This window comes from Streptomyces sp. NBC_00252 (genome assembly GCF_036187565.1).
Taxonomy (GTDB): Bacteria; Actinomycetota; Actinomycetes; order Streptomycetales; family Streptomycetaceae; genus Streptomyces.
On record NZ_CP108087.1, the window covers coordinates 1511974 to 1526435 of the forward strand.

The following is a 14462-nucleotide window of genomic DNA, read 5'->3' on the forward strand; positions in this document are numbered from 1 at the left end:
CGGCGACGCGGATCCGCCCCGGTCACCCCCCTTACGCCGACTGCGCCGCAGGCAGTTCCACCAGCCACGGCAGTGCGCCGCGGTCGCTCGCGCCGAGGCGGGCGTAGGCGCTGTAGAGGTGGTTGCCGACCGTGCGGACGGAGAGGGTGAGGCGGTCGGCGATCTGGCGGTTGCTGAGGCCCGCGGCCGCGAGGGTGACGATCTGGCGCTGGCGGGCGGTGAGTTCGCCGAGGACCAGGCCGGACAGGGCCGGGGTGCGGGCTCCCTGGCAGCGGCGGGCGAGGGCGACCGCGCGGGTGCGGGACATGCGCGCGGCGCGCGGGTCGCGGTGGGCGCGGACGGCCTGGGCGTGTGCCTCGGCGGCGAACAGCAGGAAGCCGCGCTGCTCCAACTCCCCCGCCACCCGGTCCAGTGCGGGCCCGTCGCCCTCGACCAGCGCCTCCGCGTGCCGGGCGAGAACGGCCGGTCCGTCGCCGGGCAGCCGGGCGAGGCGGCCCGCGACGCGCTCGGGAGCACCGAGGCGTACGGCGTCGTAGAGGACGTAGGCGGCGGGCCTGCCGTCCTCGACGGCGGTGCCGCGCATCCTCTCGTCGTCCCTGCGCCGGCTCGGTGCCAGCGCCTCGGCCACGGTCGCGCGCGCCGACTCCACGTCGCCGCGGGCCGCCGCGAGCCAGCCGCCCGCGTCGTCGGACGCGGGGCGGGTCAGCGCCTCGTCGGCGGCGGGCACGTCGCCCGACTGAGCGGCGGCCAGGGCGAGTTCGGCCGCGCAGGCCCGGTTGCCCGCGGCCTCCCGCAGCCCTTCGCGCGCCCAGGCCGCCGCCTCGCGCAGCTCGCCCCGCAGTCGCGCGAACCGGGCGCGGACGGCGGCGTACCCGGCCGGAACCGGTGCGCCCTCCGCGACCAGCCACTCTCCCACGGGTGTCGGCAGCGGGCGTACGTCGGTGCGGTCGATGCGGTCGGTCAGTGCGGCCCGTTCGGCCGCGAGGGCGGGGGCGCACTGGTCCGGGGTGCGGGCCAGCCGGCGGGCCCGGAGCCGGCCGGCGGCGGCGCGCAGCGCTGGGCCGTGCAGCGGGTGGGCGAGGCGGACGCCGCCCTGGTCGTCGACGTGGACCAGCGCCTCGGTCTCCAGGCGTTCGAGGACGTCGAGGCCGAAGTCGTCGAGCGAGGACGCCAACGGCTCGGCGAACGCCAGGCGTTCGAGGATCTCGCGCTCCTCGGGGCCGGTGTGGTCGAGGACTTGCGCGGTGCGCTCGCGGACCGTCGCGGTGACCGGCACCGGGCCGCGCCACGCCCACTCGTCGGAGTCGGTGGCCCGGGTGAGCAGCCCGCGCTCGCGCACCGCGCCGAACAGGTCGCGCAGCAGCCGCAGATCACCCTGGCAGAGGCGGTTGAGGCGGTTCACGGTGAGGGCGTCCAGCGGGCCGCCCGCGCCCGCCGCGAGCAACTGGGCCGTCTCCTCCCGGGGCAGCGGCTCCAGCGCGAGACGCGGCAGCAACTCCCCTGTCCACAGCCGCGATACGGCGCCGGGCACGGGCTCGCCGTCGGCCACCACGATCACCAGACGGGTACGGGAGTGCACGGCGAGCTGGTGCACGAGCGCGGCCGAGGAGTCGTCGAGGAGATGGGCGTCGTCCACCACCAACAGCCGCACGCCGGAGAGGAGTTGGACCGCGCGGTGCAGGGAGACGCTTTCGGGGAGCAGGTGCGCGAACGCGGCGAAGGGCAGCCCACGGGTCTCGGGAGTCCCGGTGACCTTGGCGCAGTCGCTGCCCCGGACGGCCTCGGTGACCAGCCGGGTCTTGCCCCGGCCCGCCGGCCCGGTCACCACGATGCCGTGCCGTCCGGCCGTCAACGAGCCCCTGACCAGCTCCAGTTCGTCCTGCCTGCCGGTGAACGGCCAGGGCAGTTCCAGGGTCTTCGCGTCCTGTTCGAAAGTCATCACGCAGATATGAGTCGGGCTACTCAGCCCTGATACAGGGTGACTTGAGTAGCCCTCGACTCAGGCGCCCGGGAACGGTCGACGGCAATCTGGTCGCATGACCACCCGCTACTGCTCCCTCGCGCAGCAGCCGGCCCCGGAGTTCGCACCGGGACTGGCCGCCGAGCGGCGCGGTGCGCTCATCGGCGGAAGCCGTATGTGGGTCAACGGCACGGTCCTGCACTACTACTTCTTCGACGCCGACAACGCGGCCGCCACCGACACGTCCGTCATCCCGGTCCCCGGGACCGGCGAGCGGCGGCGGGTTCCGTGGGCCGGTGCCAAGGAGCAGCAGGACGTCGTACGCGAGTGCTTCCGTGAGTGGCGGGGACTCGGGATCGGCGTCGACTTCGCCGAGGTCGGGGACCGTTCGGAGGCGGAGCTGCGTATCGGGTTCCAGCCCGGTGACGGCTCCTGGTCGGCGGTGGGCCGTGACGCGCTCACGATCGGGCTGTCCGACCGCACCATGAACTTCGGGTGGGACCTGACCGCACCGGGACAGCGCGGTACGGCCCTGCACGAGATCGGGCACGCCCTGGGCATGCTGCACGAGCACCAGAGCCCGTTCGCCGGCATCCACTGGGACGACGAGGCCGTCTACGCCGAACTGGCGGGCCCGCCGAACTTCTGGAGCCGGGACAGGACACGCTTCAACGTCCTGCGCAAGCTCGACCCGGACGAGGTCAACGGCTCCGTCTGGGACCCGCAGTCGATCATGGAGTACCCGTTCGCGTCGGGACTGATCCTAGAGCCGGAGGAGTACCGCACGGGCCTGCACCCGCACGGCAGCCTCTCCCCCTGCGACAAGGAGTTCGTCCTGCGCTGGTACCCGCCCGTCGGCCCTCCCCGGCCGGCCGGACTGGTGCCGTTCCGGTCGGCGCCGCTGCGCCTGGGGCCGGGCGAGCAGGCCGACTTCGCGATCGAGCCGACACAGACGCGCGAGTACGCCGTCGGCTCCTTCGGGGACAGCGACACGGTCGTCGTGGTCTTCGAGGAACGGGACGGCGAACCGCGCTTCCTCGCCGGGCAGGACGACGGGGGCACACCGCACAACGCCACACTCAAGGTCAGGCTCGTCAAGGGCCGCCGCTACTTCGTCCGTGTGCGTCTGTACTCCACGTGGGGTTCGGGGGAAACCGCGGTGATGTGCTGGTAACAGCACGGGTACAGCCGCATGCGGGCGGACGGACCACAAGTCCGGCGCCGGGGGAAGCGGCCGAGGAAACGTCGCCTTCGGGGGAGGGAGACGTTTCCTCGGCCGCGCCGCCATGTTCAACCCACATAGCGCGCGGGGACGTTGGACGCTAGTTGCCCAACTCCATCGGCCGGGCGGGGTCCTTGGACCACTCCTCCAGTGAACCGTCGTACACGGACACGTCCGTGCGGCCGAGCAGTGTGAGCGCGAGTGCGGCGCCCGCCGCCGAGATGCCTCCGCCGCAGTAGAGGACGACCGGTGAGTCGTCGGTGCCGAGGACCGCGCCGACCCGTGCCGCCAGCTCCTCGGCGGGCAGCACACGGCCGGACTCGTCGAGGAGGCCCCGGCCGGGCAGGCTGCGGCTCGCGGGGATGTGACCGCGGCGGCTGTAGCGCGTGGGCGCGGAACCGTCGTAGCCGCCGATAGGGAGAGCGCAGACGAGGGTGCCGGGGCGCTCGCCGCGGCTGATCGCGGCCACGTCCTCGATGCCGGACCACAGATCCGGGCGTACGACGGGGGTCACGGGCGGGATGGCCGGAGCGGGCTCGGTGTCGTCCCCGGAGGCCAGGGGACGCCCGGCCGACTCCCACGCTTCGAGACCGCCGTCCAGGACCGCGGCCGGGACGCCGATCGCCCGGAGCATCCACCACAGCCGTGCCGCCCAGATGCCGCCGCCGCTGTCGTAGGAGACGACCTCGCCGCCCTCCCCCACGCCCAGCCGGGCCAGCGCGGCGGCCAGGGCCTCGGGGGCGGGCACGGCGAAGTGGTACGGCACCTCGTGGTCGGAGAGCTCGCCGGTCAGGTCGGCGTGTCGCGATCCGGGCAGGTGCCGCTCCGCCCATGCCTCGCGCCCGCTCGCGGAGCGGTAGTCGCCGTCCTCGCGGGGTGAGGGCAGAAGCGCGGTGGCGTCGAGGACGACCAGCCGGGGGTCGTCGAGGTGGGCGGCGAGCCAGGTGTCGTCGACCAGCGGGCCGGGCAGCAGGGTGGTGGTCATGGCGGCCGATCGTACGCCCGCGACCTGGGCGTCTCATCCCTCGGGCGTGGCCGTCTCGGATGTCGGACCCCGCTTGCACAGGATCCAGGTGGTGCGGTTATCGTTCGGCCATCTACGCGGGAGCCCCTACCCGGTTGGGCTGAGAGGGCGTCTGGGACCGGCTCGTCGAGAGTCCGGCCCCCATGGGGACGCCGACCGCACCACTCGCGCCTCAGCGCCCGCGTAGGAGTTCACGTGTCTTCAGCAGTCGAGCCTCAGCATCCGGTGGTCAACACCCGTGCGCGCCGCTCCTGTTGTTGTCGCACGCACTGATCCACCGCCTCCGCGTACCCCCTCCCCTCTCCCTTCAGGCGCCGTCACGCCTGCGCACCTCCCGGAGCACCCCCATGCCGCACATACGGGTCATGCTGGACTATTTCCACCCGTGGCCGAATTCAGCCGGTCTGTACGTCGCTCGTGCCCGCCGCTGGTACGAGGAGGCCGGTCTGGATGTCGAGCTGGTGGTCCAGGATCCGGGACGCGGGGACACGCTGGAGTACCTGGCCCGGGGCGAGGTGGACTTCGGGATCTTCCCGCCGAACCGGCTGCTGGCGCGGCGCGCGGAGCACGGCCAGCCGCTGATCGCCGTGTCCGCGATCAACCACCGGGGCCTGGAGGCGATCCAGACCACCACGTCGACCGGGATCACCCGCCCCCGCGAACTGGCCGGCCGCCGGATCGCCTACAACCCGACCCCACGCGGCCGGGCCATGGTGCGCCACCTGGTGGCGGCGGACGGCGGCGACCCGGACGCGGTGATCGGTGTGGACGCGGGCAGCCGCGAGCTGACCGTCGACGACATCGTGGCGGGCGAGGCGGACGCGACCTTCGGCAACTACTGGTCCTGGGACGCCCTGCGCGGCGATCTGCCCGAGGAGCAGCGCCTCACCTGGCCGGTCGACGAGATCGGCGCCCCGCGCTACCACAGCTACCTGCTCGGCACGAGCGAGGACCTGCTCGCCCAACACCCTTCTCTCGTACGGGACTTCCTCGCCGTCACGGCACGCGGCTACGCGGCCGCCGCCCAGGAGCCGGACGCCACGCTGGAGTTGCTGGAGCGGGTCATCCCGTACTTCCCGCGTCCGCTGATCGCCCGCTCCCTCGCCCTGATCGCGCCCACCTGGACGGACACGGACGGCCGTTGGGGAGTCATCGACGAGACCCGGATGGGCCCGTACGCGCACTGGCTCGCGGAGAACGGCGCGATCCCGGACGACCGCGACTGGGCTCGGTCGTTCACCAACGGCCTGCTGGACGTGGCCACATGAGAACCCTGGCCTGCCAGGCGAGGTCGCTGACCCGGCGGCTCGCCGTCGACTTCATGCGGGTGGGCAGCGCGCTGTGTCGGCCGTGACCGGACCGACCCGCCAGCCCTCCCACCCCTCGAAGGACCCGACATGCATCGCCGAACCGCCCTGTCCGCCATGGCCGCGACCGCGCTCCTCGCCGTCACCGGCTGCTCCGCCGACTCCACGGCCGCCACGAAGGACGGCACCACGACCGTCACCCTCGCCCTGGACTGGACGCCCAACACCAACCACACCGGGATCTACGTCGCCCAGGCCAAGGGCTGGTTCAAGGCCGCCGGGATCAACGTGAAGATCGTGCCGTACGGTTCGACCGCGCCCGAGACGCTGATCGCCAACCACAAGGCGGACTTCGGCATTTCGTACCAGGAGGGCGTCACCACCGCCCGTGCCGCGGGCCAGGACATCACCTCCGTCTACGCGGTGACACAGAAGACGGACGTGACGATCGCGGTGCGCGCGGACCGGACGGACATCACCTCGCCGAAGGACCTCGACGGCAGGACGTACGCCGGTTTCGGCGCGCCCTACGAGAAGCCGCTGCTGCAGAGGGTGATCCAGAACGCGGGCGGCAAGGGCGAGTTCAAGCAGGTCACCCTCAACACCTCGGCGTACGCGGCGCTTTACGCGGGCCAGGCGGACTTCGCGATGCCGATGCCGACCTGGGAGGGGCTGGAGGCGGAGCTGAACGGCAAGCCGCTGAAGAACTTCCAGCTGTCCGACTACGGCTTCCCGGCGATCTACTCGACGCTCGTCGCGTCCTCGGACCAGTTCCTCAAGAAGAACCCGGGGGTCGCGAGGAAGTTCCTGGCCGCCGTCGACAAGGGTTACCGCTACGCCGCCGAACACCCGGACCAGGCAGCCGACTTGCTCATCACCGCCAACAAGAGCGTGCTCACCAACACCAAGCTGGTGAAGGAGAGCGAGCGGCTGCTCGCCAAGGAGTACTACAAGGGCGCGGACGGTGCGATCGGCACGCAGAGCGCCGCGCGCTGGCAGGCCTTCGCGGACTTCGAGTACAAAGCAGGGCTGCTGGTCGACGCGAACGGCAAGAAGCTGACGGCCGCCCCGAAGGCGACGACGTTCTTCACCGACGCGTATCTCCCGGACGCCAAGTGAGGCCGCTCCTGCGGTCGTTGTGGCCGCCGCTCCTCGTCCTGACCGTGGTCCTCGGCGGCTGGCAGCTGTACGTCACCGCCGCCGGCGTCGATCCCACGACCCTCCCCTCGCCCGCCCGGGTCGTGGAGCAGGGCTGGCTGAACCGCCAGGACCTGTGGGACCAGACGCTCCCCACCCTCCAGGAGACGCTGCTCGGCTTCGCGCTGTCGTTCGCGGCGGCCTGGCTGGTGGCCGTACTGCTCGACTTCTCCTCGGCGGCCCGCCGGGGCCTGTACCCGCTGCTCGTCGCCTCGCAGACCATCCCGATCGTCGCCGTGGCACCACTGCTGATCATCTGGTTCGGCTTCGGACTGCTGCCGAAGATGCTGGTGGTGACGCTGACGACGTTCTTCCCGCTCGCCGCGAACCTCGCGGCGGGCTTCGCGGCGACCGACCGCGAGGCGATGCGGCTGCTGCGCTCGCTCGGCGCGGGCCGATGGCGGACGTTCCGCCTCGTCCGGGTGCCGAGCGCGATGCCGTACTTCTTCGCCGGACTGCGCGTGAGCATCACCTACGCCGTCGTCGGCGCCGTCTTCGCCGAGTACGCGGGCGCGGAAGCCGGCCTCGGAATCTATATGCAGGCCCAAAAGAGCGCGTTCCGCACCGACTTGGTGTTCGCGGCGGTCGCGGTGACGGCCGCGCTGAGCATCGCCCTGTTCGGGGCGACCTATCTGCTGCAACGGCTGGTCCTGCCGTGGGAGCGGGCGTTGAAGGAGGACAAGGCGTCATGAGCAGTCTTCGTATCGAGGGCGTCGGCAAGTCCTTCGGCCCGCTGGAGGTCCTGCGGGACCTCGAACTCGCCGTGGAGCCAGGCGAGTTCGCGGCCGTGATCGGTCCGAGCGGCAGCGGCAAGAGCACGCTCTTCAACCTGGTCTCCGGCCTGGACCGCCCCACGTCCGGCCGGGTCCTGGTGGAGGGCGAACCGGCCGGGGTGGAGTCCGGCAAGGTGGCGTACATGCCGCAGAAGGACCTGCTGTTCCCCTGGCGGACCGTGCTCGACAACACGGCACTGGGCCTTGAAGCGCAGGGAGTCGGCAAGAAGGAGGCGCGGCGCCGGGCCGACGCCCTGTTCCCGGACTTCGGCCTCGACGGTTTCCAGAAGGCGTACCCGTCGCAGCTCAGCGGCGGCATGCGGCAGCGAGCGGCCCTGCTCCGTACGGTCGTTCTGGAGCGGCCGGTCCTCCTGCTCGACGAACCCTTCGGCGCGCTCGACTCCCTCACCCGGACCGAGATGCAGCTGTGGCTGGCAGGCATGTGGCAACGCCACCGCTGGACCGTCGTCCTGGTCACCCATGACATCCGCGAGGCGGTCCTGCTCGCGGACACCGTCCACGTCCTGTCCCCGCGCCCCGCCACCATCGTCGACCGCGTCGAGGTCCCGCTGGCCCGCCCGCGCGGCGCCGACGACTTCACGAACCCGGACTTCGCGTCGACCGAGCGCCGCGTCCTGGACGCCCTGCGCGGCACAACGGCGGTGCGCACAGCATGAGTTCACACCTCGCCCACGGTCTGGGCACCGACCCGGTCGACCCCGACTGGCCACCCCTGACGGACGCCGAGGTCACCGACATCGTGGGCCCGGCCCGGGTGGTGTGGCGCAGCCCGCGCCCCCTGTCGGCGGCGGCCGTCGTGGAGCGGTCCGACCACCGCCTCTTCGTGAAACGCCACCACACCTCAGTCCGCACGCCGGAGGGCCTGGCCGAGGAACACGCCTTCCTACGGCACCTGCGGCTGCGCGGCGCCCCGGTCGTCGAGGTGCTGGACCTGGCGACACGCGGCGAGTGGACGTACGAGGTCCACTCGGCCGGAGTCGGCATCGACCTCTACCGCGACGCCCTGTCCTGGTCCCCGTTCCGCTCCCTCGCCCATGCGCGGGCCGCCGGCGAGGCACTGGCCCGGCTGCACCTGGCGGCGGAGGGCTTCGACGCCCCGCGCCGCCGAGTGCAGCCGCTGGTGGCGTCGTTCACGGTGTTCGCGTCCCCCGACCCGCTGCCAGAGCTGGAGCGTTACGTCGAGGAGCGCCCCCAACTGGCCAAGGGGCTGGCGGACTTCCCTTGGCGGGAGGACACGCAACGCGCCCTTCTCCCCCTCCACGAGAACCTGGCCCCGCACCTCCCGGACCTGGCTCCCCTCTGGACCCACAACGACTGGCACGCCTCCAACCTCCTCTGGAACAAGGACGGTTCGGTGGCGACGGCCCTGGACTTCGGCATGAGCGACCGCACAACCGCCGTCCACGACCTGGCCACGGCCATCGAACGCAACACGGTCCAGTGGCTCAAGCCCGGCTTCCCGGTCCGCGACGCGGACGCCGTCGCACTCCTGGACGGCTACCAGTCGCTCCGCCCGCTGACCCCCGCCGAGTCGAAGGCCCTCCCGGCACTACTCCCCCTGGTACATGCCGAGTTCGCCCTCTCCGAGCTGGGCTACTTCCACGGCGTCACCCGGTCGCCGGAGAACACCCGCCTGGCATACGAGTACTACGTGGGCCACGCGGAGTGGTTCTCCGGGGAGAGCGGACAGCGCCTGCTGGACCTGGTGCGGCGGCACTAGGACACCGACAACTCACGAGTGAAGACGACCCGGGGCACGCCCGCCCCGTCGTAGTCCTCGACCACCCGCGCAGCAAACCCGAGCGCCCGGTGAAAGACGATCGACCCCTCATTGGCAACCGAGGTGATCGCCTTGAGCCGCACGGCCCCCTGCCGCCCGGCAGCCTCGACGAAGGCCCCGTAGAGCCTCCGCCCGAGCCCGCTACCGCGCGCGTCGTCCCGGGTCGCCACCAGATGCACATACCCAAGCCGATCCGGTGTGACGAACCCGAAGATGTATCCCCGGATCCCGTCCTCGTCCCGGGCGACCAGACAGGTGGCCCCGAACTCCCGCACCATCGCGGTGAGATGGAGCGAAGCCGTCGCGTACGGGCGGTCCGTGGGGGCGGGGCCCCTGCGCATCAGCTCGACTGGGCGGAGTGACCCCGGCGGTGCCATTCCCGGGCGAGGAGTTCGTAGGAGCGGACTCGGTCCTTGTGGGCGTGGGTGATGGTGGTGATGAGCAACTCGTCGGCGCCGGTGGCTTCTTGGAGTTGTTCGAGTTGGTCGGCGACTCGGGTGGGTGAGCCGACGAACTGGGTGTCCACGCGGTCCTGGACCAGGGCACGGTCCTCGTCGGTCCAGACGTGGGCGCGGGCCTCGTCCGGGGTGGGGAACTGGATGGCGCCCTCGGCGGTGCGGATGGAGCGCACCCAGAGACCGTAGCCGGTGGCGAGTTCGCGGGCCGTGTCGTCGTCATCGGCGACGACGACGTCGGCCGAGACGCTGACGTAGGGCTTGTCGAGGACGTCGGACGGCTGGAACGCGGCGCGGTAACCGTCCGCCGCCTCAAGGACGGTGGCCGGGCTGACGTGGTAATTCGCCGCGAAGCGGAGGCCGTTGCGGCCCGCGACCTCGGCGCTCGTGCCTCCGCTGCTGCCCAGGATCCACACCTGGACGTCGGCACCCTCGCCCGGTACGACATGGGCCTCGACACCCTCCGGCGAGCGATAGGTGCCGGCCAGCAGGGCGAGGACGTCGTCGATCTGCTCGGCGTAGTCCTGGGACGTGGCGTCGGGCAGCAGGAGCAGCTTGCGCTGGAGGGCGATCCGCGGGGAGCCGAGGAGGCGCTCGAAGGAGAAACGGGGCGGGATGCGCAGGCCGTTGGGGGCCCGGCCGTCGACGATCGGGGTCGTCGGCGGGAGCGGCGGCGACGGACGGCCGCCGGAACGGCCGAGGCCCAGGTCGAAGCGCCCGGGATGCAGCGCGTCGATCAGGCCGAACTCCTCGACCGTGGACAGCGCGGTGCGGTGGCCGAGTTGTACGGCACCGGAGCCGAGCCGGATCGTGGAGGTGGCGGAAGCCGTCAGCGCCAGGACCACCGCGGGCGAGGTGCCCGCGACGCCCGGGTTGAGGTGGTGCTCGGCGAACCAGTAGCGGGCGTAGCCGAACTCCTCGGCCCTGCGCGCGAGTTCGATGGAGTTGCGCAGGGCCTCGGGCGCGGTGGAGCCGGAGGAGATCGGGACCAGGTCGAGTACGCCGAGAGGGATGGACATGTGCTCGCTCACTCCTCAGTGGCCGGCGGAAACGGGCTCGGGCAGCACCGGTCCCCAGTCGAACGGCGGGTCCGGGATGTCCTTGCGCAGCACGGGCGTCACCGCCGACTGGAAGAGTTCGAGCGACGCGCGGTGCTGACTGTCCGTCAAGCCGCTTGCGTCCGCGTGCAGATGGAGCACGGTGTGCCCGAACTGCTCGTGGTAACGGTGCACCTTGTCGATGACCTGCTGCGGGCTGCCGATCAGCGCGGAGCTGCGCTCGACGTAGTCCTCCAGGGTCTCGAAGACGATGGGCAGGCCCACCTGTTTCTGGAAGGCGAGGTTGCTCTCGAAGACCGGCCGGTAGGCGGCCAGCGCCTCCTGGGTGGTGGGCGCGACATGGAGCCCGGCCGTGCCCGCGCCGACCGCGATGTCCGCCGGGTCGTGGCCGTAGTGCTCCCAGCGCTCACGGTAGTAGCGGATCAACTCGGCATACGGCTCGATGGGGTTGGTGACGTTCGCGGAGAACAGCGGGTCGCCGTAGCGGGCGGCCAGATCGACGCTCTCCCTGCTCGTCGCGCTGCCGTGCCACACGCGGATCGGCTGCTGGTACGGCCGCGGCCACACCTCCGCGTCCTTCAGCTCGGGGCGGAAGCGGGTCTTCGCCGTCACCTTGTCCTGGCGCCAGAGCTGCCGGAACACCTCGTAGCTCTCGGCGTTGCGCTCCCACTGGTCCTCGGGCGTGACGTGGAACAGCTCGCGCTGGGCGGTGCCGTTGCCCTTGCCGATGATCAGGTCGAGGCGTCCGCCGGAGAGATGGTCCAGGGTCGCGTAGTCCTCGTAGGCCCGGACGGGGTCGAGCAGGCTCAGCGTGGTGACGGCCGTGAAGAGGCGGATGCGGCGGGTCAGCGCTGCGATGTGGCTGAGGACCACCGTCGGCGAGGAGGAGATGAAGGGCCGCTCGTGCCGCTCCCCCACGCCGAAGCCGTCGAAGCCCAGCTCCTCGGCCAGTACGGCGTTGTCGAGGACCTCGCGGAAGCGTTCGTGGGTCGGCTTCTGGACGCCGGTGACCGGGTCGGGGCGGTGGACGATGAGGGTGATCGCGAGGAACTTCACGATGCCGCCCGTTCCTCGCGCACGTCGTCGGGGTGGGCCAGGCCGAGGTGGTCGCGCAGGGTCGGGCCCTCGTACTCGGTGCGGAAGACGCCCTGCTCCTGGAGGAGCGGGACGACCTTGTCGGCAAACGGGTCGAGGCCGGTCGGGGTGATGTGCGGGACGAGGATGAAGCCGTCACTGGCGTCGGCCTGCACGAAGTCGTTGATGGTCTTCGCGACGGTGGACGGGGAGCCGATGAAGGCCTGCCGGTTGCCGGTCTCGATGACCAGGTCGCGGATGGACCAGCCGTTCGCCTCCGCCCGCTCACGCCATTCACGGGCGGTCGCCAACGGGTCGCGGTACATGCGGACTTGGGCCCGGCCCTTGGAGATGTGGTTGTCGCTGACGTCCGGGTCGATCTCGGGCAGCGGGCCGTCCGGGTCGTAGGACGACAGGTCCCGGTTCCAGACGAACTCCAGGTGCTTGAGGGCCGTGGCGCCGCTGACCTGCTGCCGGCGCACCTCCTTGGCGAGGTCCTCGGCCTCGGCGTCGGTGTCGCCGAGGACGAAGGTCGCGGCCGGGAGGATCAGCAACTGGTCGGACCTGCGGCCGTACTTGGCGAGGCGGGACTTCACATCGGTGTAGAACGCCTGGCCCTGGTCGAGGGTGCTGTACCGGCTGAAGATGGCGTCGGCGCTGGACGCGGCGAACTCGCGGCCCTCGTCGGAGTCGCCCGCCTGGAAGATCACCGGGCGGCCCTGCGGGGAGCGCGGGACGTTGAACTGGCCCTGGATGTCGAAGTGTTGGCCCTGGTGGACGAAGGCACCGGCCTTGGCGTCGCTCAGGAAGGTTCCGGTCGCCTGGTCGGCGACGATCTCGTCGCCGTGCCAGGAGTCGAAGAGTTCCTGGGTGGTGGCGAGGAACTCCTTGGCCCGGGAGTAGCGCTCGTCCTGCGGCAGGAAGCCGCCGCGCCGGAAGTTCTCGCCGGTGAACGCGTCCCAGGAGGTGACGACGTTCCATGCCGCGCGACCACCGGAGAGGTGGTCGAGGCTGGCGAACTGGCGGGCCACCTCGTAGGGCTCGTTGAACGTGGAGTTGATGGTGCCGGTCAGGCCGAGGTGTTCGGTGACGGCGGCGAGCGCGGCGAGGACCGTGAAGGTGTCGGGGCGGCCGACCACGTCCAAGTCGTAGATCTTTCCGCCCTGTTCGCGCAGCCGGAGGCCCTCGGCGAGGAAGAGGAAGTCGAACTTGGCGCGCTCGGCGGTCCGCGCGAAGTGCGCGAAGGAGCTGAACTCGATGTGGCTGCCTGCCGCGGGGTCGCTCCACACGGTGGTGTTGTTGACGCCGGGGAAGTGGGCGGCCAGGTGGATCTGCTTCAGGGGCTTGCTCATGTCGTACGGTCCTCCGGCTCAGGCGGTGGCTGCGGCAGCGGCGTAGCGGTTGGCGGGGCGGGCGAGCCCCAGCAGTCCGCGCAGGGTGTCGGCCTCGTAGGCCTGGCGGAAGGCGCCCCGGCGCTGGAGTTCGGGGACCAGCTTCTGGGTGATCGCCGGGAGGTCGTGCCCGGCGACGGCGGGCCGCAGCCGGAAGCCGCTCAGGCCCGCGGTCTGCAACTCCTGCAGGAGATCGGCTAGTTGGGCGGCGGTGCCGGTGAAGATGCGGGCGTCGCTGGTGTACGGCTCTCCCGCGAGGGCGTCGAGGCGTTCGCGGCGGGCCACCGCCGTGGCCTCGTCGTCGTCGAGGAAGACCACCAGGTCGCCGAAGATGTGCAGGGTTTCGTCCGCGCGGCCCGCGGTCTGCTGCTCGGCGCGGATCTCGGCGACGATCGCGCGGGCGTCGTCGGTGTCGTGCGGGGTGACGTAGCCGATGTCGGTGGCGCGGGCCACCAGCCGGTACGGGATGGTCTGGTGGGCCAGGGAGCTGACGATCGGCTGGCCCTGCGGCGGCCGGGGCGTGATGGAGGGGCCCTTGACGCTGAAGTGCTTGCCCTCGAAGTCGACGTAGTGCAGCTTGTCGCGGTCCACGAAGCGGCCGGTGGCGATGTCGCGGATCTCGGCGTCGTCCTCCCAGCTGTCCCAGAGGCGGCGCACGACCTCGACGTAGTCGGCGGCCTCGTCGAAGTGCTCGGTCAGGCGCTCCTGTCCGGCCTCGGTCCGCAGGCTCTCCAGGCTGATCGGCGGGAAAGTGCGGCGGCCGAAGTGGTCGGCCTCGTGCGGGCGGGCGGAGAGCTGCACGCGCAGGCCCGCGCGGCCGGTGCTGACGTAGTCGAGGGTGGCGATCGCCTTGGATATGTGGAACGGCTCCGTGTGCGTGGACACCACCGTCGGGACCAGGCCTATGTGGCTGGTGAGGGGTGCGACACGGGCCGCGACGAGGACGGCGTCGAGGCGGCCGCGGACCTGGTCGGTGCGGCCGTCCAGCTCGCCGTAGTGCGAGGACTGGAGGCCGAGGCCGTCCTCGAAGGTGACGAAGTCCAGCAGTCCGCGCTCGGCCTCGGCGACCTGGTCGGCCCAGTACGCGGCGGTGAACAGGTCCCGGGGCCGGGCCACCGGCTCGCGCCAGGAGGCCGGGTGCCAGCCGGTGCCGTCGAGGGCGACGGCGAGATGCAGGGGAGGAACGGAGGTCGATGACAC

Annotated in this window: 13 protein-coding genes; 6 read left to right on the forward strand and 7 right to left on the reverse strand. The window is 71.7% G+C overall.

All coding sequences use genetic code 11. The features are described from left to right. Nucleotides 1-31: 31 nt before the first annotated feature. On the reverse strand, nucleotides 32-1939 hold the full coding sequence (locus OHT77_RS06600) for a LuxR family transcriptional regulator AbsR2 (RefSeq protein ID WP_328827066.1): 1908 nt from the start codon (nucleotides 1937-1939) through the stop codon (nucleotides 32-34). 97 nt (nucleotides 1940-2036) lie between these two features. On the opposite strand from OHT77_RS06600, the gene absR1 reads away from it, so the two are divergent. After that, on the forward strand, nucleotides 2037-3134 hold the full coding sequence (absR1, locus tag OHT77_RS06605; RefSeq protein ID WP_328827067.1) for a beta-glucuronidase AbsR1: 1098 nt from the start codon (nucleotides 2037-2039) through the stop codon (nucleotides 3132-3134). Nucleotides 3135-3282: 148 nt separating this feature from the next. Here the strand turns inward: absR1 and OHT77_RS06610 are convergent, their stop codons facing one another. Continuing rightward, entirely contained in the window at nucleotides 3283-4167 is an 885-nt protein-coding gene (locus OHT77_RS06610; RefSeq protein WP_328827068.1) for a sulfurtransferase, read from the reverse strand. A 386-nt stretch (nucleotides 4168-4553) separates the two neighbouring features. Here OHT77_RS06610 and OHT77_RS06615 point away from each other — a divergent pair, with 386 nt between their 5' ends. The 5 genes from OHT77_RS06615 (at nucleotide 4554) to OHT77_RS06635 (ending at nucleotide 9224) form a co-directional block, all read left to right on the forward strand. Then, complete coding sequence (locus OHT77_RS06615; protein WP_328827069.1) at nucleotides 4554-5474, forward strand: ABC transporter substrate-binding protein; 921 nt, start codon at nucleotides 4554-4556, stop codon at nucleotides 5472-5474. Between the two features lie 129 nt (nucleotides 5475-5603). Further along, nucleotides 5604-6632, forward strand: a complete 1029-nt coding sequence (locus tag OHT77_RS06620) for an ABC transporter substrate-binding protein (RefSeq protein ID WP_328827071.1) — start codon at nucleotides 5604-5606, stop codon at nucleotides 6630-6632. After that, entirely contained in the window at nucleotides 6629-7402 is a 774-nt protein-coding gene (locus OHT77_RS06625) for an ABC transporter permease (RefSeq protein ID WP_033279143.1), read from the forward strand. Before OHT77_RS06620 ends, OHT77_RS06625 begins: the two co-directional genes overlap by 4 nt. Then, entirely contained in the window at nucleotides 7399-8160 is a 762-nt protein-coding gene (locus tag OHT77_RS06630; RefSeq protein ID WP_328827072.1) for an ABC transporter ATP-binding protein, read from the forward strand. The genes OHT77_RS06625 and OHT77_RS06630 overlap by 4 nt, the downstream gene beginning before the upstream one ends. Beyond that, nucleotides 8157-9224: a phosphotransferase enzyme family protein gene (locus OHT77_RS06635; protein WP_328827073.1), complete on the forward strand. Its 1068-nt coding sequence runs from the start codon at nucleotides 8157-8159 to the stop codon at nucleotides 9222-9224. Before OHT77_RS06630 ends, OHT77_RS06635 begins: the two co-directional genes overlap by 4 nt. Here the strand turns inward: OHT77_RS06635 and OHT77_RS06640 are convergent. From OHT77_RS06640 to OHT77_RS06660, 5 genes are read right to left on the reverse strand one after another with little or no spacing between them, the layout of a single operon-like run. Next, complete coding sequence (locus OHT77_RS06640; protein ID WP_328827074.1) at nucleotides 9221-9625, reverse strand: GNAT family N-acetyltransferase; 405 nt, start codon at nucleotides 9623-9625, stop codon at nucleotides 9221-9223. The two genes, OHT77_RS06635 and OHT77_RS06640, sit on opposite strands and share 4 nt — an antisense overlap. Further along, nucleotides 9625-10758, reverse strand: coding sequence for an LLM class flavin-dependent oxidoreductase (locus tag OHT77_RS06645; RefSeq protein WP_328827076.1), 1134 nt, complete (start codon nucleotides 10756-10758; stop codon nucleotides 9625-9627). The genes OHT77_RS06640 and OHT77_RS06645 overlap by 1 nt, the downstream gene beginning before the upstream one ends. Nucleotides 10759-10773: 15 nt before the next feature. Continuing rightward, complete coding sequence (locus OHT77_RS06650) at nucleotides 10774-11853, reverse strand: LLM class flavin-dependent oxidoreductase (protein ID WP_328827078.1); 1080 nt, start codon at nucleotides 11851-11853, stop codon at nucleotides 10774-10776. Next, a complete protein-coding gene (locus OHT77_RS06655) occupies nucleotides 11850-13223 on the reverse strand; it encodes an NtaA/DmoA family FMN-dependent monooxygenase (RefSeq protein ID WP_328827079.1) in 1374 nt (457 codons plus the stop codon). The genes OHT77_RS06650 and OHT77_RS06655 overlap by 4 nt, the downstream gene beginning before the upstream one ends. Nucleotides 13224-13241: 18 nt before the next feature. Further along, nucleotides 13242-14462, reverse strand: coding sequence for an LLM class flavin-dependent oxidoreductase (locus OHT77_RS06660; RefSeq protein ID WP_328827080.1), 1221 nt, complete (start codon nucleotides 14460-14462; stop codon nucleotides 13242-13244).

Excerpts from the sequence above, each read along its gene's own strand:
- OHT77_RS06615 (WP_328827069.1), top strand. The coding sequence starts at position 4,554 with ATGCCGCACATACGGGTCATGCTGGACTATTTCCACCCGTGGCCGAAT.
- absR1 (WP_328827067.1), top strand. The coding sequence starts at position 2,037 with ATGACCACCCGCTACTGCTCCCTCGCGCAGCAGCCGGCCCCGGAGTTC.
- OHT77_RS06610 (WP_328827068.1), bottom strand. The coding sequence starts at position 4,167 with ATGACCACCACCCTGCTGCCCGGCCCGCTGGTCGACGACACCTGGCTC.
- OHT77_RS06620 (WP_328827071.1), top strand. The coding sequence starts at position 5,604 with ATGCATCGCCGAACCGCCCTGTCCGCCATGGCCGCGACCGCGCTCCTC.
- OHT77_RS06630 (WP_328827072.1), top strand. The coding sequence starts at position 7,399 with ATGAGCAGTCTTCGTATCGAGGGCGTCGGCAAGTCCTTCGGCCCGCTG.
- OHT77_RS06655 (WP_328827079.1), bottom strand. The coding sequence starts at position 13,223 with ATGAGCAAGCCCCTGAAGCAGATCCACCTGGCCGCCCACTTCCCCGGC.
- OHT77_RS06635 (WP_328827073.1), top strand. The coding sequence starts at position 8,157 with ATGAGTTCACACCTCGCCCACGGTCTGGGCACCGACCCGGTCGACCCC.
- OHT77_RS06645 (WP_328827076.1), bottom strand. The coding sequence starts at position 10,758 with ATGTCCATCCCTCTCGGCGTACTCGACCTGGTCCCGATCTCCTCCGGC.
- OHT77_RS06640 (WP_328827074.1), bottom strand. The coding sequence starts at position 9,625 with ATGCGCAGGGGCCCCGCCCCCACGGACCGCCCGTACGCGACGGCTTCG.
- OHT77_RS06600 (WP_328827066.1), bottom strand. The coding sequence starts at position 1,939 with ATGACTTTCGAACAGGACGCGAAGACCCTGGAACTGCCCTGGCCGTTC.